Origin of the sequence: Pseudomonas sp. B14(2022) (assembly GCF_012030485.1) — a bacterium.
In the GTDB taxonomy this organism is placed as follows: domain Bacteria; phylum Pseudomonadota; class Gammaproteobacteria; order Pseudomonadales; family Pseudomonadaceae; genus Aquipseudomonas.
The window spans coordinates 132,993-158,642 of the sequence record NZ_JAAUVM010000013.1; the positions used below are offsets into that span (position 1 = coordinate 132,993).

Consider the following 25,650-nt stretch of genomic DNA (forward strand, 5'->3'; position numbering starts at 1 on the left):
GGATTTACAAAAATCAAGGTCGCGTATCATATCCAACTTTCATAAAACTGTACCAGCGCCGTCGCAAGATCGGCCTGCAAGCCCTGTTCCAGACACCACGTCTGCGCGTGCTGACTCAACTCAGGCCAGTGCTCCAGCAGCATTTTCCACGGTTGTGCCATATCGCCATCAGTGTTCCAGGCTTGCCAGAGTTCAACCAGGGCAGCCTTTGCGGCCGGCGACAGGGCAGCGGTGTACAGGTCGAGGAAGGCATCGAGCTTGTCCAGATGGATGTCTTCGTCCTGGCGATAGATATGCCACAACAGCGGCCGCCCGGCCCATTGGGCGCGCACGAAAGAGTCTTCGCCGCGTACGGCGTTGAAGTCGCAACACCACAGCAGGCGGTCATATTGCTCCTGGCGCACAAACGGCAGCACCTGCACAGTCAGCGCGTCGCGCTGATGCAGGTCCCCCACCGACAGGCCTTCGACACCGAGCCAATGCTGCACATCCCCGAGGATGCGCCCTTCAGGGACCAAGAGATGAGTGGCATGCCCGTCGGTCGAGAGTACGTCCAGCCAACTGGCCAGCCCAGCGTTTTCGTAGGCGAACAATGAGATCAGCCGCACACCCGCTGCCGGAAACACACCCAACGCTTGCAGGAATTGCCGCTGCGCAGCGGCATCCTGTTGAAACGCCTGACGCTGTTCCAGCAACCCTGCCTCGCGTAACAGCCCCCCCGTGCCGGGTCGGAACCCCGGAAAAAAGAAGTACTTCTGCACGCCCTTGAACTTCACAGACGGCAACCGATGACACCCCACCACCCAGTCTTCGGCACTGAGGTAATCCAGGTTCATCCACAACGGCGTGCGTTCACGCGCGGCCATGGCTTCCATGTAATCAGGCGGCAACTGGCAGGCGAAGGCGGCGATCACCACATCGGCTGCCGGGGCGCTCGACCACACAGCTGGCCAATGGCGCACATCGACACCCTCTTGCCATTGCTGGTCAAGACGCACATCAATCTCGGGACACATACGCTCGAAGGCGCGCAGGTCGTCGACCCACAAGCGCACCTCGCACCCCTGCTCTGCCACCAATTGCCGGGCCAGGCGCCAGGTCACGCCAATGTCGCCGTAGTTATCGACGACGCTGCAAAAAATATCCCAGCGGGCTTTCATTCCGGGCTCCAACGCTCAAAGGCTCGATTGTCCGCATAAATGCGCCGATGCAGAAGGCTTGATCGCGATTATTCTGCACAGTGGCTGTGCGACAATCGCCGCCATGCCGTTAATGCCTGCCAGGAGGCCATCATGTCTGATCGCTCGTTGTCGCTGCCCAAGCTCACGCTCGCCATTGCCCTGGGGGTGTGGCTGGGGTTTATCGCCATTGCACTGACCACCTGGCTGGCGTCGCGCTATCTGTTCCCGCAAAGCCTGGCGCCTGTAGCCCAGGCCGTTCAGCAACTGGGTAAACCTGCACCGGTTGCGCCGGAGCCGCCGAACCGTATGTTCGAGCAGTACCAACAGAACCTGCGGAAGCAGGAACAACAGCAGGCCCTGGACCAGGCCCGCAACAACGCACGCAACCTGTCCAACCCAAAATGCCAGTTCTGGCTGCAGCAGGACCAGAACGCACCGAATGAAAAGACCCGGGCCAATGTCCAGCAATTCTGCGATTGATGACCATGAATAAACACGCTGTTCACCAGTTGATCCTGGAAAAGCTCACCGCCGACCTCGACATCGCCCGGCGCGCCGCGCAGACCGCCTACGAAACCGCGACCCACGAAGAAAATATCGCCGAGAACAAATACGACACCCTCGGGCTGGAGGCGTCTTATCTGGCAGCCGGACAAGCCAAGCGCGTCGAGGAAATCAAGCAGGCGCTGGTGCTGTGCCAGAACCTTCCTCTGCGTGGGTACGATGATCAACGTGGCATAGAAGTCGGCACACTGCTGGGCCTGGAAGACGAGAACGGCCGCCAGCAGTGGCTGTTCCTGGCACCGGATGCAGCGGGTTTGAAGGTGGACGTGGTCGGGCAACCGGTGACCGTCATCACCCCACGCTCACCCTTGGGCAAAAGCCTGCTGGGCAAGTTCGAAGGGGATGAGGTGGAGATTCTGGTGGCAGGCGCCCGGCAACACTTTACGGTTACCGAGGCCAAATAACCCCCTTAATGGACGGGCAATTCCACGCCGTCGAACAGCTCTTCCAGTTCCTGTTTGTTGTGGCACTGGATCGCCTTGGCCATGACTTCACGGGTCAGGTGCGGCGCGAACTTCTCGATGAAGTCGCACATGAAGCCCCGCAGGAAGGTGCCACGACGGAAGCCGATCTTGGTCACGCTGGACTCGAACAGCTCACTGGCATCGAGCACCACCAAGTCTTTATCGAGGTTGGTATCGACTGCCATCTTGGCAACGATACCCACGCCCAGGCCCAGGCGAACATAGGTCTTGATGACGTCGGCGTCGGCGGCGGTGAACACCACTTTCGGCGTCAGGCCCCGATGGCTGAAGGCTTCGTCGAGCTTGGAGCGGCCGGTGAAACCGAAGACGTAGGTCACGATCGGGTATTCGGCCAGGGCTTCCAGGGTCAGCTTCGGCAACTTGGCCAATGGGTGGCCTTGGGGCACGACCACGCAACGGTTCCAGCGATAGCACGGCATCATCACCAGGTCACCGAACAGCTCCAGGGCTTCGGTGGCGATGGCGAAATCGACGGTGCCGTCAGCGGCCATCTCGGCGATCTGCATCGGTGAACCCTGGTGCATGTGCAGCGCGACGTCCGGGTATTGCTTGATAAAATCACGGATTACCGGCGGCAACGCATAACGCGCCTGGGTGTGGGTAGTGGCAATCGACAGGGTGCCTTTCTTCTCGTTGGAGAACTCCTGGGCGATCTGCTTGATGCTCTCGACTTTGCGCAGGATCTCGCCGGCGGTGGTGATGATGCGTTCACCGGCCGGGGTGACACGGGTGAGGTGCTTGCCGCTGCGCGCGAACACTTCGACGCCCAACTCGTCTTCGAGCAGGCGGATCTGCTTGCTGATACCCGGTTGCGAGGTGTAAAGGCTTTGAGCGGTAGCGGAAACGTTGAGGTCGTGGTGCGCCACTTCCCAGATGTAGCGCAGTTGTTGAAGCTTCATATGTATCCCTCAAAGCAGGTAGACGCCGTGGGTATCAGCGACGGTATATAACTATATTAAAGGTTAGACAGATAAATCTAGAACCTTTTATCATTTTCTATCCCTCACACGTCATCGCTGCGTCGACGCTGTAAGGAAGGCACCAGATAAACCGGCACGTTAGACAGCTGCAGCACCCGTGCAGCGGTGCGCCCAAGCGGTGTGGCGGCCGCCGCGGCATGGCTGTGACTGCCGACGATCAGCAGGTCGACGGACAGTTTGCGCAACTGGTCGAGAATCACCTCACACGGGTCCCCCTGGATCACCCGTACCGAGCGGATCAACTTCAAATCCTGCTCACCCTCTCCCAACTCCTCGCGAAAGCTGTCGAGCACCCGCTGCTCGATAGTCGCCATCACCGTGCTCAAACCCTGGGTCTGCCACTCACTCAAGGCCTGTTCATCAAGGTAGCTCTGCAACACCGATTCGGCGAACAGACCAATCGGTTCAACCGCGTGAATCACATACAGGTCAGCCTTGAACGTCCGCGCCAGCGCCAGTGCATGTTGCATCACATACGGCGCATACAGACCAAGGTCCGTGGCGTACAGCATCGAACGAATCATAAAACCTCCTGGACAGCCGGAATGGAGGAGATTGAATGAGCTTAGCAGCGCCCCTAACTCTCGGCCTGAATCCTCACCTCGTTACTGATGCCATGGGGCACATGCCCGGTGGCCACCACCTCCCGGGCCTTCTCGCAATGCCCGGCCTGGTCATCGAAAAACACATCAGCGGCAAACGCCTCCAGGAATGCGGACTTCTCCAGGCCGCCGAGAAACAATGACTCATCCAGTCGGATATCCCACTCACGCAAGGTACGAATCACCCGCTCGTGAGAAGGCGCCGAACGGGCGGTGACCAAGGCTGTGCGGATCGGGCAGGCCTCGTCTGGAAACTCACGCTGCAACAAGTTGAGTGCCGCCAGGAACCCCTTGAAGGGACCGCCGTGCAAAGGTTGCCGCGCCGACTCGCGCTCGCTGGCCTGGAACGCCTCCAACCCGCCGGCCTGGTACACGCGCTCCGACTCATCGGAGAACAGCACCGCGTCACCGTCAAAGGCGATCCGCAGCTCCTCGCTGGACGCCCGGCGCGGACCGCCCGACAGAATCGTCGCGGCGGCAAAGCCGGCATCGAGGGCACTGCGTACATCTTCAGCATGGGTGGAAAGAAACAGATGGCAGCCAAACGCAGCTAAATAAGGATAAGGACTACGTCCGCCTACGAAAGCGGCACGGGAAATATCCAGGCCGTAGTGCTGAATCGAGTTGAATACACGCAGGCCGGTGTCGGCACTGTTACGCGATACCAGTACCACCTCGACCCGAGCACGGCCCAGGCTGGCATTGAGGCTCAGCAGCTTCTTGACCAGCGGAAAGGCGTCACCGGGCTCAAGGGTCTCTTCCTCGTGTTCGATCTGATATTTACGGTAGGCCTCCACCCCTTGGGCCAGGTAGACCTTGTGGCTGTCGCTCAGGTCGAACAGCGCCCGCGAAGAAATCGCCAGCACCAGTTTGTCGCCCAATCCCTTTGCCATGGTACATCCCCCGAATCAGCGGTTATGCCGATCAATAAAACTCAAGGCCTGGTACAGCGCCTGCATTCGCGGCAATTCGCAACCCGCGGCCTTGGCGGCAGCGAGCGGTCGCGCATAGATCGCCGCCAGTTCCAGCGGGCGTTTGTGCACATGGTCGTGGTACATGCTGGGCAGGTAATCGTCCATGGTTTCCGTCATGGCGAACATCTGCTCGGCGTAACTGCCGGGAATTTCATGGCCACAGGCATGGGCGCCCTGCACCACTTCGGCCATCAGCGCCTGGATCAGCTCACGGCTGGATTGGTCCGCCATCATCGCCGTGGTGCCCGCGCCCAGCAACACCGAGAGGCCGTTGTAGGGGACGTTCCACACCAGCTTGTGCCAGCGGGCCTGATGCACATTGGCCATGGCTTGGGATTCGATGCCGGCCTTATGAAACAACGCAGCGCCGGCTTCGACAATAGCCTTCTGGCAGCTCTCATCGTTGGCCGCCGTGCCGCTGTGGTAGCCCAGGTTGACCCGGCCCAACGCCTGATGTTCTACGACGCCAGGTGCAGAGCGGTGTACGCCGATGTAGCACAGCCCGCCCAGTAGATGCAGCGATGGCGGCAGGTGTTCACGCAGACTGTCTTCGACATCCAGGCCGTTTTGCAGCAACACCACCTTGGCGTCCGGCGCTGCGACCTGGGCGAGGGTCGGGGCCAGCTCGACATTGCCCGTGGACTTGGTGCCCACCAGCAGCCAATCGCACGGCGGCATGTCCGCGGCACGGGCGTAGGCCTGCACCGGGTGCAGCAGCAGGTTGCCATGCACACTGCTATTGACGCGCAGGCCGTGCTCGCTGACCGCCGCGTATTCGCTGCGCAGCAGGAAGTGCACGTCGAAGCCCGCGCGTGCCAGCATCACTCCATAGAAGCCACCAATGGCGCCGGTTCCGATAATGCCGATACGTGGCGTCTGGGGTGCAAGTGCAGTCATGGCAAATCCTCCGGGGTGCGGGTAAGCGCTATTTTTACTGCTTCGCAGGTGTCAGCAGGCGTAAGACGTGTCTGTATCTGCCCGAAGAATTGACCCTCGCACACCACAAACAACGCCGGCAAATGAAAGATCTGGTAGCGTTCGACCGCACCGCCGTTGTGCCCGGCATCCACCCAGCACACGCGGTCCACCGGCAAACGCCAGCCCGGCAATTGCTGGCGCGCCCAACGGCAACTGGAACACCCCACGCTGGTGAACACCACCAGCGAAATACCTGGCAATCCCAGCAATTGCTGGTCAATATCCAGGTCGGTCAATTCCAGTTCCTTCACTATACTGCTGCCACCGCCGTCAACTGGACGGTGCTCGGAGTCCGTGTACATGGGTCGTTTTTTACCTCACCCTGATGATGTCGCTGTCGAGTTAATCCAACGCCCCTCTCCTGCCATCCCCCGCCAACGCCTGCTCACTATCGGCCTGGGCGGCGTCGCCTGCAATTGGCCGCGCGCGTGGCGCCAGGGCACGGCCGTTGATCTGCTCATTCCCTCCCTGGGCGCCAGCGCCCGCTATCCAGGTTATGTGGCGTGGTGTCGCAAGGTGGAAAACGGCTACCGCGTGGGCATTTCGTTTACCGATGAACATGCGTTGTTCGGTGCGCGAATGGGTGAGCAAGCATGCCGGATAGAGCGCTACTGCCGCCAGCATGAAGATGCCGAACCGACCCCGGAGCAACTCGAAGCTCTTGCCCGTGAGTGGGTGGCGCGCCATGCGGGCGAGTTCTCCCATGAGACATTTGTGCGACCAGCGCGGGATTAAAGCGGGCTTTGCCCATTGTCGCGGGCCCGTGTTACGCGCTAAGGTTCCTCCCCCCTGTATTCCAATCATGCTGTGCCCGCCGCACGGGGATGGCTGGCGGCCGGCACCCGTGACCCTGGCGAGTAACACGATGGCTGATTTACCGATCAATGACCTAAACGTCGAATCCAACGAGACCCTGATCACACCCGATCAGCTCAAGCGCGAAATCCCTTTAAGCGACGCTGCCCTGCAGACCGTCACCAAGGGCCGCGAAGTCATCCGTGACATTCTCGATGGCACCGACCACCGCCTCTTCGTCGTGATCGGGCCTTGCTCGATCCACGACCTCAAGGCTGCTCACGAATACGCCGAGCGCCTAAAAGTACTGGCGGCAGAAGTGTCCGACACCTTGTACCTTGTGATGCGCGTCTATTTCGAGAAGCCGCGTACCACCGTTGGCTGGAAAGGCTTGATCAACGACCCGTACCTGGACGACTCGTTCAAGATCCAGGACGGTTTGCACATCGGTCGGAAATTGCTGCTGGACCTGGCCGAAATGGGCCTGCCCACTGCCACCGAAGCCCTCGACCCGATTTCCCCGCAGTACCTGCAGGACCTGATCAGCTGGTCGGCCATCGGCGCGCGCACCACCGAGTCGCAGACCCACCGCGAAATGGCATCCGGTCTGTCTTCGGCCGTAGGCTTCAAGAACGGCACCGACGGCGGCCTGACCGTGGCGATCAACGCGCTGCAATCGGTCTCCAGTCCTCACCGTTTCCTGGGGATCAACCAGGAAGGCGGCGTCTCCATCGTCACCACCAAGGGCAATGCCTACGGTCACGTGGTGTTGCGCGGCGGCAATGGCAAGCCCAACTATGACTCGGTCAGCGTTGCGCTCTGCGAGCAGGCGTTGAACAAGGCCAAGATCAAGCCGAATATCATGGTCGACTGCAGCCACGCCAACTCCAACAAGGACCCGGCCCTGCAGCCACTGGTGATGGAAAACGTGGCCAACCAGATCCTCGAAGGCAACCAGTCGATTATCGGCCTGATGGTCGAGAGCCACTTGAACTGGGGTTGCCAGGCGATTCCGAAGGACCTGGCCGACTTGCAGTACGGCGTGTCGATCACCGATGCCTGCATCGACTGGTCCGCCACCGAAAATACCCTGCGCAGCATGCACGCAAAGCTCAAGGACGTATTGCCGAAACGCAAACGCACCTGAACCTGTATATGAAGTATGCGCACACAAAAACGCCGGGCTGAGCCCGGCGTTTTTCATCCTGCGTTTTATGCCTCAAAGCTTCGCGGCATGGCGCTGGTGGCGTTCCATGTAGCGTTCGACATAGGAGCACGACGGGATCACCGTGTAGCCTTGCTCTTCGGCAAACTTCAACGCTTCCTCGGTCAACGCAGCTGCAATGCCACGGCCGCGCAGTGCGTTGGGCACGAAGGTCCGATAGATGTCCAGGGTCTGCTTCCCGAGGTCCATATAGGTCAGATAGGCACGATGACCGTCCACATTGGTCTCGAACTGATGACCAGCCTGGTCATGGTGGATGGACAACGCCTCGCTCATCACTACTCCTCGCGGGTCTTGGATTCTGACCCCTACCTTACCGATGTTTTTCCGGCGAAGGAACATCTACGCCACCCCGTGCCGGTTTCGACAACGAGAAAACCTTGAGCGCTCACAACCAGCACGTAGGGAATAGTAGGCACCAATCCTGTAATTGCTCAAGGCGTACCCGTCATCCCTGCCGCTGGTGGATATAGAAAGGGCCTCGATCAACCGGTGACCGAAAGCCTGAACATTGCCGGCAGTTGAACCTTGAGACGAACAGGCGCTCTTAAAGTCACCTCTACATGCACAAAAGATGCGGAGCGTGGTAAAGGCCAGCCAAACGAAAGTGTCAGCCTCGATATATAAAATTTCATCTATTTACAAGGCTTAACACATGCGGGCCGGCCCTCTCAGCCTGGGTCCAACCTACGTCAGACTGCAAAAAACTGTACGGTTTTTATACAAATGTCCAAAAGATTAGCCAAAATAGATTCGGCACAAGAATTTTTTTTGCTTCTTGCGCTACGTCAGTTTACTTACTACAAGTAATGGGTAGTATGTACGCCGGCTATTAGCTCACTCTGAGAGTAGCCATTTAATAGAAAGTCCTTGAAGGGGAACACGATGAACAACGTTCTGAAATTCTCTGCTCTGGCTCTGGCCGCAGTTCTGGCTACCGGTTGCAGCAGCGTCTCCAAAGAAACCGAAGCTCGTCTGACTGCAACTGAAGACGCAGCAGCTCGCTCCCAGGCCCGTGCAGACGAAGCCTACCGTAAAGCTGATGAAGCTCTGGCTGCTGCTCAAAAAGCACAACAGACTGCTGACGAAGCTAACGAGCGCGCTCTGCGCATGCTTGAAAAAGCTAGCCGCAAGTAATAATCCCTCGGGATTGTTATCAAGCCGATCCATTCTTGGATCGGCTTTTTTATTGCCTGCGATTCGGCTCTCGATTACAGACAATAAAAAGCCCGCCGCAGCGCAAGGCTGCAGCGGGCTGTTGATGGAGCAGGCTTACTGCTGCAAATCAATCGGCGCGCTGGAGGCAATCGGTGCAGCACCTGGCACACCGATCTCGGTTGGCAGGCCATCTTCCGCCGCGACCACATCACGCACCTGGTCCCAGTTCACCCGCAGGTTATTGGCCAGGTCTTCACGCTTGAGCAAGGCGTTGATCACTGCCGTGTGCTTGTCGACCACCGACGGCGTGCCGTCGTCGTTCAAGGGCGTATGCGCTTCGAGGTAGACCTTGCCGCCGCTGCTGCCGAACTTGTAGGCATCGTTGATGATGCGCACCGACGTCCCCACCGGGACCATACCGGCCATTTCCAGCACGTTGTTGTTGAACATGCGGAAGCAGCCGTGGCTGGTACGGGTGCCGATGCCGAACTTCATGTTGGAACCGTGGATCAGGTAACCCGGCGTCCCCAGGGTGAACTTGAACGGCCCCAGAGGGTTGTCCGGGCCGGCCGGCACCACATTGGGCAACGGGTCGCCGTTGGCGGCGTGCTCGGCCTTGATCGAGGCCGGCGGCGTCCAGGTCGGGTTCGGCGTCTTAGCGATGATGCTGGTGTGAGCAATGGGCGAGCCCCAGCCTTCACGACCAATCCCAAGCGGGAAGGTGTAGACCACGTCCTGTCCCTTGGGGAAGTAGTAGAGCCGATATTCCGCCAGATTGATCACAATGCCCTCACGGGGGCCTGGCGGCAGAATGAAGCGCGTCGGCAGGACGATCTCGGTCCCCGCCCCCGGCAACCAGGCATCGACGCCCGGATTGGCCGCGACCATTTCCGAATAGCCCAGGTCGTAGGTGGTGCCCAGGTCGGCAAAGGTGTCTTCGTACTTGGCCTTGATCACCTGGACCTGACCGACGATGTCTTCACCGGGTGGAGGCAAGGGCAACTGCAAGGCGGCGGCAGAACCGGCCGCACACAAGGCAGCAAGAGACAGGCAGCAGGTGACGACGGAAAGGCGCGACAACATCCGGAAAATCCTTCGCAGAACGACGGGAGGTAAAAATCGATTGTATACGTGAAGCGGGCTTCTAGCTGCCCCCTACAACTCGAAACGCAACTCGGGCCAGATTGGCGGCGTGCCACGCTTCTGCGATTCCAGGATCGCCCGGCACAAAGGGCACAGGCGCTGGTCCTGAAAAATCGAACGGTCGACCAGGGACCAGCGCGGCTGCGCCGGCAATAACGTACCGCACAGGGTCCGATCGATGGAGCCGCCCAGTTCCAATTGACGCGTCACCAGATGCACCCGCACTTCCTGGCAGGCGAACAGATCCAGCTGTTCGTCCGGCTCGATCAGTTGGTAGTTAAACAGGGACCAGGCAGGACGCGACATCGGGGGCTCCAGATCGGGGGGGCGCCACCTTAGCCGAAAGCCTGCCGGTAGAAAAGCGTCATAGCAGCGGTTTTAGCATCGGCCAGACATTTTCCAGCAATTTACCCTGGGCGCCGACCGCCGGGTGCAGTTGATCCGCCTGCATCAGCTCCGGATTCCCCCCCACGCCTTCAAGGAAAAACGGTACCAGCGGGACGTTTTTTTCCTTGGCCAGCACGCCATAGACTTCGGCAAACGCCGTGGTATATCGCGGGCCATAATTGGGTGGCAACTGCATACCCAGCAACAAGACTTTGGCACCGCCGGCCTTGGACTGGTCGATCATCGACGCAAGATTTTGTTTCAATTGCGCAGGCGGCTGCCCGCGCAAGCCATCGTTGCCCCCCAACTCGATCACCACCACGTCCGGCTTATGCTCTGCAAGCGCCGCCGGCAGCCGCGCCAGGCCTCCGGCACTGGTGTCGCCGCTGATGGAGGCGTTGACCACCTTATCGTCGAAACCCTCCTTCTTGAGCCGTTGCTCCAGCAGTGCCACCCACCCTTTGCGGGTATCCAGGCCGAAACCGGCACTGATACTATCGCCAACGATCAGGACTGTACCCGCCGCTGCGTTCTGGGCCATGCACATCAAGGCCAGGCCAGCACTCAAAAACCACATTCGCATCGGATTCTCCATGGGCGCAAGCATTCTCACCGCGCGGAACCTCAGCAAAGTGGTTCCCAGCGCGGAAGGTGAACTGACTATCCTGCACGAACTGAGCCTGGAACTGAACAAGGGCGATAGCCTGGCTATCGTCGGCAGCTCCGGTTCCGGTAAATCCACCCTCCTCGGCCTGCTGGCCGGCCTCGATCTGCCCAGCAGCGGTGAAGTCACCCTCGCCGGCCAGGCGCTCAGCACCCTCGACGAAGACCAACGGGCGCGCATCCGCGCCGAACACGTGGGCTTTGTGTTCCAGTCGTTCCAACTGCTCGACAGCCTCAATGCGCTGGAGAACGTCATGCTGCCGCTGGAGCTGGATGGCCGCAAAGACGCCCGCGAACGCGCCAAACACCTACTGGAGCGCGTGGGCCTCGGCCAACGCCTGACCCACTCACCACGCCAGCTTTCCGGGGGCGAACAGCAACGGGTGGCGATTGCCCGCGCCTTCGCCGCCGAACCGGACGTGCTGTTTGCCGATGAGCCCACCGGCAACCTCGACAGTCACACCGGCGAGCGCATCAGCGACCTGCTGTTCGAGCTCAATAAAGAAAGCGGCACGACCCTGGTGCTGGTTACCCATGACGAGCGCCTGGCTCATCGTTGCCGACGCCTGATCCGCCTTGAAGCCGGCCTGATGGTCGCCCCCCTGGAGCCTTGATGGCACGTTTGCCGCTGTTGCGCCTGTTCAGCCTTGCCCTGCGCCAATTACTGCGCGATGCCCGCGCCGGCGAATTGCGTGTGTTGTTCTTCGCCCTGTTGGTGGCCGTGGCCGCCAGTACCGCTATCGGTTATTTCGGCGCCCGCCTCAACGGCGCGATGCTGTTACGCGCCACCGAGTTCCTCGGCGCCGACCTGGTACTCGAAGGCAGCTCACCGGCCCGCCCCGAACAAATCAGATCCGGGACCGAACTGGGCCTGGATCACGCCCGTGTGGTTGAGTTCTCCAGCGTCATCGCCACCGACAACGGCATTCAGCTTTCCAGCATCAAGGCCGTGAACGAGCAGTACCCGCTGCGGGGCGAGTTGAAGAGTGCCGCTGCGCCTTTTGGCGATGAAACCCCAGGCGGCGGACCGAAACCGGGTGAAGCCTGGGTAGAGGCGCGGCTGTTGACGGCGCTGGACCTGAAAGTCGGCGACAGTATCGATGTGGGTATGAAGACCTTGCGCCTGGCACGCGTACTGACCTACGAACCGGATCGCGCCGGCAACTTCTATAGCCTGACGCCCAGGGTGATGATCAACCTGGCGGACCTGGACGCCACCGGCGTAGTCCAACCAGGCAGTCGCGTCAGCTACCGCGAGTTGTGGCGTGGACCACAGGCCAGCACTGCGCTGCAAACCTATCGTGACCTGATCAAGCCGGGGCTCGCCGCCAACCAGCGTCTTCAGGACTCACGGGACGGCAACCAGCAGATCGGTGGCGCCCTTGGCAAAGCCGAGCGCTACCTGAACATGGCCAGCCTGGTGGCTGTGCTGTTGGCCGGTGTGGCCGTGGCCCTGTCGGCCAACCGTTTTGCCACCCGCCGTTTCGACGCCAGTGCGTTGCTACGTTGCCTTGGGTTGTCGCGACTCGAGGCCATGTTGCTGTTCAGCCTGCAATTGAGCGTACTGGGGTTGCTGGCGAGCCTGGCCGGCGCCCTGCTCGGTTGGCTGGCACAGTTTGGCCTGTTCTATTTCCTGCACGACCTGCTGCCGGCGGATGTTCCCCCAGGCGGGCTGTTGCCGGCAGTCGCCGGGATCGGCACCGGGCTGGTCGCTCTCGCGGGTTTCGCCCTGCCACCACTGGCCGCACTCGGTCGCGTACCACCTCTGCGCGTGTTGAGGCGCGACCTGCTGCCTATCCCGTCCAGCACCTGGATGGTCTACGGCGCTGCGCTGTTCGCCCTGGGCCTGATCATGTGGCGCCTTAGCCTCGACCTGGTGCTGACCTTCGCCCTGCTGGGCGGCGGCGTGGTCGCCGCGCTGGTTCTGGGTGGCTTGCTTCTGCTGCTGTTGCAGAGCCTGCGACGCCTGTTGGCCCGCGCGTCCCTGCCCTGGCGCCTGGGCCTGGGCCAATTGCTGCGCCACCCGCTGGCGGCGGCGGGCCAGTCCCTGGCGTTCGGCCTGATCCTGTTGTCCATGGGCTTGATCGCCCTGCTGCGCGGCGAATTGCTGGACACCTGGCAAAACCAGTTGCCCAAGGACGCACCTAACTATTTCGCCCTGAATATCCTGCCGGCCGATAAGGACACCTTTGGCGCCCGCCTGCTGGAAGTGCAGGCGCAATCAGCGCCGCTGTACCCGGTGGTGCCAGGGCGATTGATCAGTATCAATGGCGAGCCTGTACAGGAAATAGTCAGCAAGGACTCCAGTGGTGACCGCGCGGTACAACGCGACTTGAGCCTGACCTGGGCCGCCGACCTGCCGCCGGGCAATACCCTGACCGAAGGCTCATGGTGGTCGCAACAACCCACCGATGGAATTCCTGGAGTCTCGGTAGAAGCCAAGGTCGCGCAAAGCCTCAAGCTCAAGTTGAACGATCACCTGGTGTTCACCATCGCCGGGGAAAACCGTGAGGCACGGGTTGCCAGCCTGCGAACCATCAACTGGGATAACTTCCAGCCGAACTTCTTCATGATTTTCCAACCGGGTACTTTGACGGACCTGCCGGCCACCTACCTGACCAGCTTCTACCTCGCGCCAGGGCATGATCAGCAGATCGTTGATCTGTCCCGCGCCTTTCCGGCGGTGACCATCCTGCAGGTCGAGGCGCTGCTGGAGCAGCTGCGCAGCATCCTCGCCCAAGTGACCCTGGCAGTGGAATACGTGTTGTTGTTTGTACTTGCCGCAGGGATGGCAGTACTGTTCTCCGGCCTGCAGGCCACATTGGATGAGCGCATTCGCCAAGGCGCACTGCTGCGAGCACTGGGCGCAGAGCGCAAGCTGCTGGTCAAGGCGCGGCGTATCGAGTTCGGCTTGCTGGGCGCAGTCAGTGGCTTGCTGGCAGCGCTGGGCACCGAGTTGGTGACGTGGGTGCTGTACCGCTATGCCTTCGACCTGGCCTGGCACCCGCACCCCTGGCTATTGCTGCTGCCTGTGGTCGGCGCCGTATTGATCGGCGGTGCCGGGGTGTTCGGCACACGCCGTGCGCTGAATGCAAGCCCGCTGACGGTATTGCGCGAGGGTTGAGCGGTCAACGGCCCGCCTCCCTTGCGGGGTGCGGGTCAACGTCGCTTACTTCACGTACTCAATAGCGGTGATCCACCAGCACACCTCGCCTCCCGGGGTCTGCACAATGGCCTCATCGTCGACTTCCTTGCGCAGCAGCGCACGGGCCATCGGTGAATCGATGGAGATATAGTCCATCCGATCATAAATCTCGTCATAACCAACGATACGAAAACGCTTGGTGTCGCCTTGCTCGTTTTCAATATCGACCCATGCGCCGAAAAACACCTTCCCCTCCTGCTCGGGCATGTACTCCACCACGCGCATGTCTTCCAGGCGCTTGCGCAAATAACGCACCCGCCGGTCGATTTCACGCAGCAGCTTTTTGTTGTACTGATAGTCGGCATTCTCGCTGCGATCCCCCAGGGAGGCAGCCCACGTCACCTTGCGTGTGGTATCCGGACGCTTTTCGCGCCACAGGTAATCCAGCTCTTTCTTCAGCGCTTCATGACCTTCTTTGGTAATCAGCTTGGTACTCAAACGCATGCATCCCCAGGCAATGTCCATAGGTGTCGATAGGCCAGGAAATCACACCCCGGCGTCGGTTCGCTGGCATTGATGATAAATGAACCCGAGAAAGTAGCCAGGCCGGTCTAACCATCCAAGGCCTGATCCAGTTCAAGCAGCACACCTCGCAGGCTCTGGCGCAAGCCCGATACTTGCGAGGTCATCACCTTCAGGGCCTCGGTTCGCTGACTGACCGCCAAAGACTGGTCATGCAGTTGAGCGGTGCGTTGCTCCAAATCCCGGGTCCTTTCATCCAAATGGGTTTGCTCCTGCTGCAATCGGGCCTGCCATTGATCAAGCGCCGTTGCCCTTTCCTCCGCAGCGAGTTTCTGTTGGGTCAACTCCTGAGCGACACGAGCGAGGTTGGTCAGTGTACTGCCCACTTCGGACAAGGTGCCGTCGTCCGCGGGTGCCGGAAGCTGCGGCTGAGCCGGGGGGCTTGGCTCATTCAGGACAACAGGTGTATCCGGAACAATGGCCGCAGGCGCGTCGACTGACATCTGTCGGGGTTCTTCTACAACAGGTTCATGTACAGGCTCGGCTGGATTCGCCCCCCTGACAGGTGAACTCATTTTCGACGAGAAACGAATGGAAGGCACAATCAATGAAGCACTTTCGATTGCCGGCATCACCGGCGCAGACATTCCCAGGGTGATCACTTTCATCACCAATGCCTTCTTTATGATCACCGAGTGATGTTCTTCGGGCCTCGCAGGCGGCAGCTTGCAGCCTTTCAAATCGATAAAATGATAAGGAACCTGAGTTTCGGTGACACCCGCCTTGGTGCCTGCCGCCACCGATGTGAGAATTTGCTTGAAGACATGCATGGCCACATGCAGGTCTTCCTTGGACTCAACACCGCTCAGAAAATACCGATCAAGCTTTTTGCGCAAGGCTGCGACATAAACCCTGGAACTCGCCGGCTCAACCTCTTCATCCAAGCTATAAACAAGGAAGTTGGAGGCAATCTGACCTACAGCAAACCCACAGAGCAATGCACCGTTGACCGGAGCATCCTGACCGTCGCGTTCAAGAACAAGGGTACGTAGAAGCATCATGGTAATCGGGCCTCATTACAAAATTCGAAAAGTCTCTATAACCTTCAGACATTCACTCAATAATTAAAGGTTAAAAACACAAAACAATTGTTTCAGCGACCTGCCTGGCGCGCACGTAGGATTTTTCCGATTAATGCTGAGCGGCGTTCCCAAAAACAGCTATTGCCCGTACTCTTTTCAAACTCTCCCCTTCTACGACCACACCACGCTAAATGATCGAAATAATCAACCTGACAAAATATTTTAATAATAAAAAAATAATCAGCGATTTTTCATTCAGCGCAAACAAACAGGAATGCCTGGGGTTATTCGGAGAAAATCCTACAGTTAAAACGGCGCTTCTCGATGTAATATCGGGCTCGACCACTCCTTCCAGCGGGTATATAAACATCCACGGTTTCAATACTAAAACCCATCCATTTAAAGCAAAAAAACTCATCGGCTACCAACTTCATAGGTGCGTCAGTCATCCTACGATGTCGGTTAAAGAGTTCCTTGACTACATCGCAGCCATTCGCGGACTGCGCGGCACCGAAAAACGCGCGCAGGTGGAATATGCCGCGACACGATTGGAGTTGTTGCCGGTGCTCAATGCGCCCCTCGAGGCTCTCTCCATGGGTTTAAGGCGCAAAGTCGCCATTGCCCAGGCCATCCTGCACACCCCGGCCTTGCTATTACTGGATGAACCGACCGAGGGGCTGGCACCTGATCAGAAACACACATTCAGGAGCCTCATCCAGTCATTGATGCAAGAAATGACAGTGATCATCGCGTCCCGACACTGCGATGAATTGTCCGAACTCTGTACGCGCGCACTGGTTATCGCAGGCGATCGTCTGGTGGCCGATGCCCCTATGCCGGATTTGCAACGCGACTCTCGCCATTTCCAGGCGGTTACCCTCACCGCAGATGCCCCCTTGGACCTGCTGGCTCTCGCCGTACTGCCAGGGGTCGCGGGCATCGAAGAACATCGGCATGCACCCGGCACCGTGACCGTCCTGCCCATGCCGGGGCACACCATCTACCCCCATATCAATACGCTCATTGCCAATCGTCGCTGGAAAATCAACTCACTGAGCCTGGAGCCTGGTCGCCTCAGCGACGTAGTTCACGCTCTGAGCCGAGAGGCCCCCCTTTGAAACTGCTGCCCGTCATTTTCAAGCGTCAGCTCGCCCACTTTGCCGGTACACCCGGCACTTATCTGAGCATTGCCATTTTTTCAGTACTGTCCGTGGCATTGGGGTTGCACATGAGCTCCTGGCCAGAACAGGACAGCAGTCACTTGCAGGTTTTCTTCCAGCTACACCCCTGGCTCTATTTGTTATTGATTCCTGTACTGGCGGCACAACTCTGGTCGGACGAGTCCAATGCCGGTTTTCTCGACCTGATGAAAACACTACCCATCACCACGTTTGAATGGGTTATTGGCAAATTCTTAGCAGCCTGGGTCGTGGCGGGCACAGCCCTCATGTTGACCTTCCCTCTCGTGATCATCGCCAACTACCTGGGCGTGGCGGACAACACTGTTATTGCTTCGCAATTTATATCAAGCTGGCTGCTGGCTGGCAGTTATCTAGCAGTCGGTTGTTTTATCTTCACACTGGTGCGTCAGCGCACTGCCCTTTTCCTACTGACAGTGGGCTTGATGCTTATCGTCAGTGCGCTCTCTTATTTACTCGATGCACTTGAACATCAAGCGCCAATCTGGGCGGTGGACAGCTTGGTCTCCCTCAGCCCTTTTTCGAGATACAGCGCTATCGACAATGGAAAGTTCACACTTCGTGACACGCTTTACTTCATCAGCATGATCTTAGCGTTTCTCGCAGCGACGACCGTAACGCTCAACTATAAACACAGCTGAGAAGGAAAGCCCTCCATGCGACCTACTCTGCGCACCGGCATGACACTCACTGTCATCCTGTTACTATTCCTGGCGTTTAACTTAGTCTGGGTAGGAAAGCTGCCGAATATCCGATGGGACTTCTCACAAGGAAAAACCCATACCCTATCTCCTCAAGTACGACAGTTACTCGCGTCATTGGAAAACCCTCTGGATTTGTATTATTTCAATACCCATGACGACCCTAAACGAAGCTACGCCTTGAAACGCTATGGCAAGCGCATCGAAGACCGGTTGATCGAGTACGAAAACGCAGCGAAGGGCATGATCAACCTGCACCTTATTGATCCCGTACCGTTTTCAGAAGATGCCTACAAAGCCAGGCTGTTCGGTCTCGACGACAATGCGGGGTTCCTGGGCCTGATCGGCACACGAGCCGGCCACGGGGCGCAACGCGTCGAATCGTTCAGCTTGGACCGGGAGTCATTGCTCGAATATGAAATCAGTCATTTGATCTACAAGTTGCAGCATCCGGAGCGCCCCGTTATTGGGCTGCTGTCAGGGTTGGCGGTGGGAGAATCCTCTGGCCGATTGCTGAAGGAACTGCAGCGACATTTTAATCTGGTCAATCTGGGAGCGACCACCGAGCGCGTGCCGGAACAGGTCAAGACGCTCATGGTCGTGCATCCACAGGCGCTGCCTGAACAAGCGTTGTATCAGATTGAACAATTTGTATTGAAGGGCGGTAAATTAATGGCATTTATCGATCCCCTGAGCGAGCAAAGCTCGACCATCACATCCGCCAACACCCGACTGGCTGATTTGCTTGCCGCTTGGGGGATACAAATGCCAGCGGACAAATTTCTGCTCGACCTCCGCTACGCAGCGTCGCAGCCCCCTGTGAACGGGAAGCTCACAGTGCAGCATCCGGGCCGGTTGACCCTGCCCCGACAGGCGATGAACACAGACGATCCGAGCACCTGGAAATTGAATACCGTGACGGTATCGAGCAGCGGCGCGCTCTTTCGCCGCCAGAAAGCTCGCACGACCCTGACCCCTCTTCTGCACAGCTCCGGGCAATCCGAGTTGCGGGAAACCAACCGGCTCGCCTCAGCAACCGAGTTCGATTCAACGGCCGATGAGGCGTCCAGCCAAGCGCAACGCCACGTGATTGCAGCCCGTATAGAGGGGCCGGCCTATTCAGCATTTCCCGATGGCATTGAAGGACAGCCGGCAGGTGTGCAAAAAGCGGCGCAGATCCATGTGGTGGTAGTCGCCGACACTGATTTGCTCACGGATCAAATCAACAACTCAGCGCCCGACAGCAACGCACTGTTTATCTTGAATACACTGGATAACTTGTCCGCTGGCGATGTACTGACCAATATTCGCCCGCGCGCGCTGGCGCAAAGATCGCCGAACAGGCTGGACCAGATGCGCGACAGCGCCGTGCACGCCTACGCGCAGAAGGCGACTGAGTTGGAACAGCGCCTGCTACGAACAGAACATGAATGGCAAATGCTGCGCCCAACGGAGGTCCCACTCGGCTCCCAGACCGTAGACACCACCACCCAATTGGTTGCACTCAACAAGGAACGCCTGCGCTTACCAATGGAATTACATGCCTTGAGGGCCGAGGCATACGCGCAGGTACATCGCCTGGAGTTCGTCATAAAAATGGTCGTGACCTTGGCGATACCACTGATGCTATGCCTGGTCGCCTGGGTGGTTTTTCTCTGCAATCGACGGCGTCGATTACAAGCAGGAGTCGCGCTCTACTGACCGTTCAACGCCTGGCAATCAGCCCCTGCCGGGCAATGCGGGTCAATTGTCGGATGACTTCCTGTGCGTTGCTCGCGCTGGGGGCCTGGATAACCGCTAGATCAAAGCTGTTATTCGCAAAACGAGCAAGAGAATCGCCATCTTCCACAAACTGAATCAAGAATGCCGATGGCCGCCCGCTGCGACGTGGCCACCCGTCCAGATAACGTAAGAGCGTAGGCTGATGCTTGCCGCCCAAGAGGATTTTTGGATTGCGTTGGGTGAGGTCCGCGGTGATCGGGGCCAGGCGTATCAGGGGGCGTAGTGCATTCATCGTGTCGTGTCTCTGCCTCAAAAGTCTGCGGGCAGGTGAGAGGCAACACCGAACCAGCGCTTTAGCGGTATTTCGAAGTTGCCTCCTCAGGGGAAAACAGGCTTCTGTCGGGTTCTATCGAGACCCAGTGGCGCCCCGCAATTAGCTGTTTAAATCGGCGCATGGGCAGCATCCTAGAGAAGCCGGTGGGGCGGTGTCAAGAATCCCGAGCAACGAAAAGGCCCACACGGTGGTGGGCCTTTTCAGAGTTTTGCGCAGGTGTCAGTTGGCGATGGCGCGGTCGGCAGACAGTTTGCCAGCACCTTCCAGCAGCACCGCCAGGGCGCCGCCCAACAGGGCAAGTGCGAACTCATAACCGTTGTTGGCCATGAACAAGCCGTTATGGATATGCACCGAGAAGATCGCTACCAGCGACAAAATGGTCAGGCCCAATGCCGCCGGGCGTACCAGCAAACCGATAATCAGCGCCAGGCCGGCAAAGAACTCGGTTCCGCCCGACAGCAGCGCCATCAGGGTTCCCGGTGCCAGGCCAATGCTTTCCATCCACTGGGCGGTGCCCGCCAGGCCATAGCCGCCAAACCAACCGAAGAGTTTTTGCGAACCATGGGCGGCGAAGATGATGCCGACTACGATGCGCAGGATGGTCAGGCCGTAGCCGGCACGAGTGGACAGTACGCTTTTGATCATTGGGCTCATGGGGTGAATCCTTTTCGAAATAGGGGTTGGTTGGCCGCTATATTAATCAGTTTAAACAATGATAAAAGCGGAAAAACTGCCTGATTAACATCGAAAAAATCGATTATTTCCGTGAGGCGATTTTCGGCGCCGGCGGTTCCAGAGACTCTCGCTCCCGATCAAACGCCAAGTAGTACTTGTTGACGCTATTAACATAGCTGACGCCCCCCATCCCCACCTGCTCCATGGCGATGCGTTCCACCTGGAAGAACCATTGATTGGGGTTCAGTCCCCGGCGCCTGGCCTCGGTGCGCATGCCCTGCACCCGCTCCGGTCCCATGTTATACGCGGCCAATACGAAGGCCATGCGCTCGCGCTCGTTGAGCTTGGGGCTGGCAAAGAACTTTCGGCGGATCAGCGCCAGGTAACGCGCGCCCGCCTGCACATTACTGTCGAGACTTTCGATGTTGTTGACGCCCACCCGCTGCGCCGCCGAAGGGGTGATCTGCATCAGGCCGGTAGGGCCGCCGCTGTTGCGCGCACCCGGGTCGAAAGCCGACTCCTTGAACGCCAGCGCCGCGAGGTTCAGCCAGTCCATGCCTTGCTCACGGGCGTGCTTTTGCAATACCGGGCGCAGTTTTTCCAGGCGCTGGCGGTCGACGCGGGCCAGCGGGTTGCGCACCTGGTAGAGGCGCCGATAGATGCGCTGGAATGCCACGTCCTGGTCGGACGGCGTGCGATAGGTCTTGAGAAATCGGTCAATACTGGCACGCAGCATCGAGGCATCCTGGCGCACAAACCAGTACTCGTCGCCCGGTCCACTGATTGCCACCTGCTTGTCGAAGCGCAACTTGGGCAGGATCTTCGACCAGCGTTCGGCAATCGGCTTCTCGACGATAGTCAGGTGAAAAATACCCGCCTGGACCATCTCCAGCACATCCTCCACCGCCAGGGTCGGGTCCACCCATTCCACTTTTACCGGCGGCTGTTTGTGCAAGGCCAGCTTCTGGTTGACCTGGCTGATGGCATCCGCCGCCGCACTGCCGGTGGTCAGCGCCAGGGTACGCCCGGACAGCTGCTCCAGCTTGGTAAACCGCCGCTCACCCTTCACCCCCACCAGCCATAACGGCACACCGCTGGCGATCGGATCGCTGGTGCTGATCTTGTGCGCGGCCTTCACATCCAGCAATTCACCGGGGGCCACCAGGTCACCTTCGCCACGGGCCAGTGCGCCGAGCAGTTGATCCTTGGCCTTGGGAATGATCTTGAGGTTGATTTCCTGGCCATCACGGGCGTGGCCATTGAGGTATTGCTCGAAGGCACGCAGGCGATGGTATTCGACACCGATGGCCTGCCCCTGAACCTCGCCGGAACTGTTACGGCTCTGGTTGACCAATACACGCAGGGTGCGACTCGAGCGAATCTGCGCCAGGTCGCGCACTTTGCCGGGCTTGGTCACTTCCAGCGGCCCATCCAGACGCGCGACCGCCGCCATGGGCAGCAGCAGCGTCAGGCACAACATAAGCAACGCCGAGGGTCGGATCATCCGCTCTCCGGAAAGAATACTGGCCAACACCCTCGCGAAAAACGAGGTATTGGGGGTCAGAAACAGAGCGCTTTAAGCGCTGGCAAGACGCGCAACGGTGGCACAGTGCGAGGCGTTCAGCCAACCACGATGTCACTTGCGACGTTCAAAGACAGCTATAACTCGTTGTAGTTCTTAGTTTTTCTTATAAATCTACAGCTCTGATATGCTTTCCGGCCGCAGGCGGAGATAGCACCATGCAACTCATTGATATCGGCGTCAACCTGACCAACCCCAGTTTCGACGAGAAGCACCAGGCTGTTCTCGACCGCGCCTATGCCGCCGGGGTCCAACAATTGGTGCTCACCGGCACCAGCGTCGACGGCAGCGAACAGGCCTTGGAACTGTGCGTCAACCTCGATGACAGCGGCCAACGCCTGTTCAGCACTGCCGGCATCCACCCCCACTCCGCCAGCGATTGGAACGGCGATAGCGCCAGGCGCCTGCGCGGTTTACTCAGCGATAGCCGCGTACGTGCGGTGGGCGAATGCGGCCTGGATTTCAACCGGGATTTCTCACCCCGTCCGCAACAGGAAAAAGTTCTGGAAGAGCACTTGGCTCTGGCGGTTGACCTCAAACTGCCGGTGTTTCTCCACGAGCGCGACGCCAACCAACGCTTGCTGGAGATCCTCAAGGACTACCGCGACCATCTGAGCGCCGCCGTGGTGCATTGCTTCACCGGCGAACAACAAGCACTGTTCAGCTACCTCGATCTCGATTTGCACATCGGCATTACCGGCTGGATCTGTGATGAACGTCGTGGGACGCACCTGCACCCGTTGGTCAGGGAAATTCCCCGCGGTCGTCTGATGCTGGAGAGCGATGCGCCCTACCTGCTGCCGCGCACCCTGCGTCCAAAGCCGAAAAACGGCCGTAACGAACCCGCCTACCTGCCGGAAGTACTGCGCGAGGTCGCCCTGCACCGCAACGAAACGGTGGAGGACCTGGCTCTGCACAGCACCGCCTGTGCCCGTGCGTTTTTTGGGCTGCCTGCAGTGGATTGATGCGGCGCATTGACCCATGTCAAAACCGCTTTTCTGAGTAGCAGCACAATAGTGGCACCTTGCCAATGCTGTTTCCGCTATCAGAGAAAACCTTCCATGGGTGCCTGGCTTAGCAATATCTCGCTGAAATACAAATTCTGGGCCGTCAACGCGGTCGCCTTTATGACTACCCTGCTCCTGGTGCTGTACGCCGTGCACCTCGAGCAGCAATCGCGCAGCTATGCGTCCCAGGCCTCGGCACAGGCCCAGGCGCAATTGCTCGGTGCATGGCCGGCCGACAAGGCCCTGCCCAAGAGCGAGCAGTGGCTGACGTTTGCCCGCGGCCAAGTCCCACAGCTTGCCGATCAGGATCTGTCAGCCCTGAGCAGCACCACGGGTTGGGTCGAACTCAACCACATGCCGCTGTTTGGCGAAAACATACTGATGGGCGCTGAAGTGATCGCCCGCCCTGATGGGCAATACATTGCCGTGCTCGCCCACGCACCCAGCCTGAGCCAGGTATTCAGTGAACGCTTCGCCAACTATGCCGTGGCGGTGCTGATCCTGATGCTGGCAATGCTCTGCGCGTCGCAACTGCTGATCCGCTTCCTGCTCAGCCAACTCAACACCCTCAAGGACGTGATGCTGCACGTGGAGAAAACCGGCGATCTGTCGGCCCGCGTGCCATTGGCGTGCAAGGATGAAGTCGGCCAGATGGCCAGCGCCTTCAATGCCATGCAGGCGGGCTATCAGCGTGTGGTCAGCACCGTGGCGCGCACCGCCAAGCTACTGGACGATGGTGCCGCTCGATTGGCCAGCAGCATGAACGAGGTACAACACGGCATGCTTGGCCAGCAAAGCGAGACCGACCAGGCCGCCACCGCCATCAACGAAATGACCGCCACCGTTTACCATATCGCCCAACATGCCGGCGCCACCCGCGACTTGTCCCAGACCGCCGACACCCTCGCCGGCAGCGGTCAGGAAGTGGTCACCCGCGTACAACATTCAATCGCCGGCCTGTCTTCCGGCGTGCAACAGACTGCCGAAATGATCCAGAAACTGGCCGAGGACAGCCAGAAAATCAACAGCGTGGTGAGTGTGATCCACAGCATCGCCGAACAGACCAACCTGCTCGCCCTCAACGCTGCCATCGAAGCCGCCCGCGCCGGGGAAATGGGCCGTGGGTTTGCCGTGGTCGCCGACGAAGTGCGCAACCTGGCCAAGCGCGTGCAAAGTTCCACCGACGAAATCACCCGCATGGTCTCAGCGCTGCAAGCCGGTACCCGTGACGCGGTGGACTTCATGCAGGAAAGCTCGTTCAAGGCCGACGACTGCGTACAACAAGCCCTGGAAGCCGGCGCAGCACTGGCCGAAATCACCGGTGCAGTGGCGCAGATGCGTGAAAGCAACACCCAGATCGCCGTCGCCGCCGAACAGCAAAGCCACGTGGCCGAAGAGATGAACCGCGCGGTGGTGAGCATTCGTGATGTGACCGAGAACACCGTGCAACAGACGGTTGATTCGGCGACCACCAGCAATGAGCTGGCGACGTTAGCTGGGGAGTTAAGCAAAGCGATTGGGCAACTGAAGCTGTAGGACTTCTCCACCTGTAATCCGACTCCTACGATCGACTCCCCGTTTACCCGAAGTTTTGGCGAACCCTCCTAGCCGTCCTGGCGAATAGCGCCGACTTCTTTACCTGACGAACCTCGCCAAAGTCTCTCGCCTGATCATTCAGTGCGAGGGACCGCCGATGTACCTATCCGTTAATGCCCTGGTTGTCGGGGCTGCCCCTTGATCCCCGTCATTGCCAGTTTTGTCCTGGCCCCCATGGATGCCAAGGCGCCGGACGTTGAGCGCGTCTTTCGTGACTTTCGCGCTTGCCTGAATACCTTTGATGAGTGGGCCGAGAGCTTCTGGAGCGTTTCGGCACTGGAAATGGAGCAGGTGTTCAACGTTGGGGAAGAGGTGGCGCTGGTGGCGCCGGTCTCTTCCAACGCCCCAAGTAAAACGGTCGCCAGGTGCGATACCCAGGGATCGTTGACTCTGGTGCATATGTTCGAAAGCACTCGGTTTGTGCCGATCGGCAATACGCCGGTGATGCTGCAAGCCATTGCCCAGGACGGCAGCCCGCTCGGCGCACCACTCCATCGAACCATCGGTCCCAGCGGCATCCTCGAAATCACCGAGTGTGATCGCAACCAGCCGTACCGAATCAGTTTCTACCCCAACGTTTCCACGGATCACGTCAAGGCGCTGTATGCGTCTTATCAGTCGGTGATCGCGGGGTTGGAAGGTCGCCTGCGTGACGAATGGACCAAGACCTTCCAGCCCGAATGGGACGACTTCGCCAACGCCACGCGCTTCGAGCGCAGCGCGATGCAGGGCTTGGCCTTTTCCACCGGGATTGCCAAGGCGTTCTACAACCTGTGGGACAACGTTACGCAGCTGTATGACTTGCTGGCGGACCTCAAAGCCAACAGCGAAAAGCTGTTGGCCTACATCTCCCAGGCCGAACTCGATGAACTGTTGAAGCTCGGCAAAGACACCATTGCCAACGGTTTGCTGGTGCTCAGCGATGAGCCGCTGCTGTTTATCTACGTGTC

General features: G+C 59.1%; 27 protein-coding genes and 1 pseudogene. 13 read left to right on the forward strand and 15 right to left on the reverse strand.

Annotation, left to right across the window (positions count from 1 at the left end):
• Positions 1-26: 26 nt before the first annotated feature.
• Complete coding sequence (earP, locus tag HCF10_RS19580) at positions 27-1,160, reverse strand: elongation factor P maturation arginine rhamnosyltransferase EarP (RefSeq protein ID WP_167656207.1); 1,134 nt, start codon at positions 1,158-1,160, stop codon at positions 27-29.
• Positions 1,161-1,292: 132 nt separating this feature from the next.
• Here earP and HCF10_RS19585 point away from each other — a divergent pair, with 132 nt between their 5' ends.
• Together HCF10_RS19585 and HCF10_RS19590 are read left to right on the forward strand one after the other, a co-directional pair.
• Entirely contained in the window at positions 1,293-1,661 is a 369-nt protein-coding gene (locus tag HCF10_RS19585; protein ID WP_167656208.1) for a hypothetical protein, read from the forward strand.
• Between the two features lie 5 nt (positions 1,662-1,666).
• Complete coding sequence (locus tag HCF10_RS19590) at positions 1,667-2,149, forward strand: GreA/GreB family elongation factor (RefSeq protein ID WP_167656209.1); 483 nt, start codon at positions 1,667-1,669, stop codon at positions 2,147-2,149.
• 5 nt (positions 2,150-2,154) lie between these two features.
• Here HCF10_RS19590 and cysB read toward each other — a convergent pair whose 3' ends face one another.
• From cysB to HCF10_RS19615, 5 genes are all read right to left on the reverse strand, one after another.
• Complete coding sequence (cysB, locus tag HCF10_RS19595; RefSeq protein ID WP_003189876.1) at positions 2,155-3,129, reverse strand: HTH-type transcriptional regulator CysB; 975 nt, start codon at positions 3,127-3,129, stop codon at positions 2,155-2,157.
• Between the two features lie 104 nt (positions 3,130-3,233).
• Positions 3,234-3,734 (reverse strand): universal stress protein, encoded by a 501-nt coding sequence (locus HCF10_RS19600; RefSeq protein WP_131699527.1) that lies wholly within the window; start codon positions 3,732-3,734, stop codon positions 3,234-3,236.
• A gap of 53 nt (positions 3,735-3,787) precedes the next feature.
• Positions 3,788-4,705 (reverse strand): 5'-nucleotidase, encoded by a 918-nt coding sequence (locus tag HCF10_RS19605; RefSeq protein WP_131699528.1) that lies wholly within the window; start codon positions 4,703-4,705, stop codon positions 3,788-3,790.
• A 15-nt stretch (positions 4,706-4,720) separates the two neighbouring features.
• Complete coding sequence (locus tag HCF10_RS19610) at positions 4,721-5,683, reverse strand: putative 2-dehydropantoate 2-reductase (RefSeq protein ID WP_167656210.1); 963 nt, start codon at positions 5,681-5,683, stop codon at positions 4,721-4,723.
• Positions 5,680-6,066, reverse strand: a complete 387-nt coding sequence (locus tag HCF10_RS19615) for a thioredoxin (RefSeq protein WP_131699530.1) — start codon at positions 6,064-6,066, stop codon at positions 5,680-5,682. Before HCF10_RS19615 ends, HCF10_RS19610 begins: the two co-directional genes overlap by 4 nt.
• Between HCF10_RS19615 and HCF10_RS19620 the strand changes: the two genes are divergently transcribed.
• Positions 6,065-6,499 carry a PilZ domain-containing protein gene (locus tag HCF10_RS19620; RefSeq protein WP_167656211.1) on the forward strand — a complete coding sequence of 145 codons (435 nt, stop codon included), beginning with the start codon at positions 6,065-6,067 and terminating at the stop codon, positions 6,497-6,499. The genes HCF10_RS19615 and HCF10_RS19620 overlap by 2 nt on opposite strands.
• A gap of 130 nt (positions 6,500-6,629) precedes the next feature.
• Positions 6,630-7,706, forward strand: a complete 1,077-nt coding sequence (locus HCF10_RS19625; protein ID WP_053130701.1) for a 3-deoxy-7-phosphoheptulonate synthase — start codon at positions 6,630-6,632, stop codon at positions 7,704-7,706.
• A 72-nt stretch (positions 7,707-7,778) separates the two neighbouring features.
• Here HCF10_RS19625 and HCF10_RS19630 read toward each other — a convergent pair whose 3' ends face one another.
• On the reverse strand, positions 7,779-8,060 hold the full coding sequence (locus HCF10_RS19630; RefSeq protein ID WP_027606976.1) for a GNAT family N-acetyltransferase: 282 nt from the start codon (positions 8,058-8,060) through the stop codon (positions 7,779-7,781).
• Positions 8,061-8,669: 609 nt separating this feature from the next.
• On the opposite strand from HCF10_RS19630, the gene oprI reads away from it, so the two are divergent.
• Positions 8,670-8,921, forward strand: a complete 252-nt coding sequence (oprI, locus tag HCF10_RS19635; protein ID WP_003172710.1) for an outer membrane lipoprotei OprI — start codon at positions 8,670-8,672, stop codon at positions 8,919-8,921.
• Positions 8,922-9,056: 135 nt separating this feature from the next.
• Here oprI and HCF10_RS19640 read toward each other — a convergent pair whose 3' ends face one another.
• From HCF10_RS19640 to HCF10_RS19650, 3 genes are all read right to left on the reverse strand, one after another.
• Positions 9,057-10,025: a L,D-transpeptidase family protein gene (locus HCF10_RS19640; protein ID WP_167656212.1), complete on the reverse strand. Its 969-nt coding sequence runs from the start codon at positions 10,023-10,025 to the stop codon at positions 9,057-9,059.
• A gap of 72 nt (positions 10,026-10,097) precedes the next feature.
• A complete protein-coding gene (locus HCF10_RS19645) occupies positions 10,098-10,391 on the reverse strand; it encodes a hypothetical protein (protein WP_003172705.1) in 294 nt (97 codons plus the stop codon).
• 58 nt (positions 10,392-10,449) lie between these two features.
• Entirely contained in the window at positions 10,450-11,055 is a 606-nt protein-coding gene (locus HCF10_RS19650; RefSeq protein WP_167656213.1) for an arylesterase, read from the reverse strand.
• A gap of 10 nt (positions 11,056-11,065) precedes the next feature.
• Between HCF10_RS19650 and HCF10_RS19655 the strand changes: the two genes are divergently transcribed.
• On the forward strand, positions 11,066-11,749 hold the full coding sequence (locus tag HCF10_RS19655) for an ABC transporter ATP-binding protein (protein WP_016972350.1): 684 nt from the start codon (positions 11,066-11,068) through the stop codon (positions 11,747-11,749).
• The gene (locus HCF10_RS19660; RefSeq protein ID WP_145338087.1) at positions 11,749-14,259 is read left to right on the forward strand and encodes an ABC transporter permease; all 2,511 of its coding nucleotides are present in this window, start codon (positions 11,749-11,751) and stop codon (positions 14,257-14,259) included. The genes HCF10_RS19655 and HCF10_RS19660 overlap by 1 nt, the downstream gene beginning before the upstream one ends.
• Before the next feature lie 45 nt (positions 14,260-14,304).
• On the opposite strand, the gene greB is transcribed toward HCF10_RS19660, so the two are convergent.
• Together greB and HCF10_RS19670 are read right to left on the reverse strand one after the other, a co-directional pair.
• A complete protein-coding gene (gene greB, locus HCF10_RS19665; RefSeq protein ID WP_167656214.1) occupies positions 14,305-14,778 on the reverse strand; it encodes a transcription elongation factor GreB in 474 nt (157 codons plus the stop codon).
• A gap of 113 nt (positions 14,779-14,891) precedes the next feature.
• Positions 14,892-15,863 carry a hypothetical protein gene (locus HCF10_RS19670; RefSeq protein WP_167656215.1) on the reverse strand — a complete coding sequence of 324 codons (972 nt, stop codon included), beginning with the start codon at positions 15,861-15,863 and terminating at the stop codon, positions 14,892-14,894.
• Positions 15,864-16,075: 212 nt separating this feature from the next.
• Here HCF10_RS19670 and HCF10_RS19675 point away from each other — a divergent pair, with 212 nt between their 5' ends.
• The 3 genes from HCF10_RS19675 to HCF10_RS19685 are packed head-to-tail and all read left to right on the forward strand — an operon-like array spanning position 16,076 to position 19,485.
• Positions 16,076-17,002: an ABC transporter ATP-binding protein gene (locus HCF10_RS19675; RefSeq protein WP_167656216.1), complete on the forward strand. Its 927-nt coding sequence runs from the start codon at positions 16,076-16,078 to the stop codon at positions 17,000-17,002.
• Entirely contained in the window at positions 16,999-17,724 is a 726-nt protein-coding gene (locus HCF10_RS19680; protein WP_145338090.1) for an ABC transporter permease, read from the forward strand. Before HCF10_RS19675 ends, HCF10_RS19680 begins: the two co-directional genes overlap by 4 nt.
• A gap of 15 nt (positions 17,725-17,739) precedes the next feature.
• On the forward strand, positions 17,740-19,485 hold the full coding sequence (locus tag HCF10_RS19685; protein ID WP_167656217.1) for a Gldg family protein: 1,746 nt from the start codon (positions 17,740-17,742) through the stop codon (positions 19,483-19,485).
• Positions 19,486-19,489: 4 nt separating this feature from the next.
• On the opposite strand, the gene HCF10_RS19690 is transcribed toward HCF10_RS19685, so the two are convergent.
• The 3 genes from HCF10_RS19690 to HCF10_RS19700 form a co-directional block, all read right to left on the reverse strand.
• Complete coding sequence (locus tag HCF10_RS19690) at positions 19,490-19,798, reverse strand: hypothetical protein (RefSeq protein ID WP_090407344.1); 309 nt, start codon at positions 19,796-19,798, stop codon at positions 19,490-19,492.
• Positions 19,799-20,059: 261 nt separating this feature from the next.
• On the reverse strand, positions 20,060-20,494 hold the full coding sequence (locus tag HCF10_RS19695) for a DoxX family protein (RefSeq protein ID WP_131699539.1): 435 nt from the start codon (positions 20,492-20,494) through the stop codon (positions 20,060-20,062).
• 103 nt (positions 20,495-20,597) lie between these two features.
• A complete protein-coding gene (locus tag HCF10_RS19700) occupies positions 20,598-22,019 on the reverse strand; it encodes a transglycosylase SLT domain-containing protein (RefSeq protein ID WP_167656218.1) in 1,422 nt (473 codons plus the stop codon).
• A 236-nt stretch (positions 22,020-22,255) separates the two neighbouring features.
• Here HCF10_RS19700 and HCF10_RS19705 point away from each other — a divergent pair, with 236 nt between their 5' ends.
• From HCF10_RS19705 to HCF10_RS19715, 3 genes and pseudogenes are all read left to right on the forward strand, one after another.
• Positions 22,256-23,062 (forward strand): TatD family hydrolase, encoded by an 807-nt coding sequence (locus tag HCF10_RS19705; protein ID WP_167656219.1) that lies wholly within the window; start codon positions 22,256-22,258, stop codon positions 23,060-23,062.
• 96 nt (positions 23,063-23,158) lie between these two features.
• Complete coding sequence (locus HCF10_RS19710; protein ID WP_167656220.1) at positions 23,159-24,640, forward strand: methyl-accepting chemotaxis protein; 1,482 nt, start codon at positions 23,159-23,161, stop codon at positions 24,638-24,640.
• Positions 24,641-24,838: 198 nt separating this feature from the next.
• Positions 24,839-25,650 (forward strand): annotated as a pseudogene (locus HCF10_RS19715) (type IV secretion protein Rhs); the annotation flags it as partial.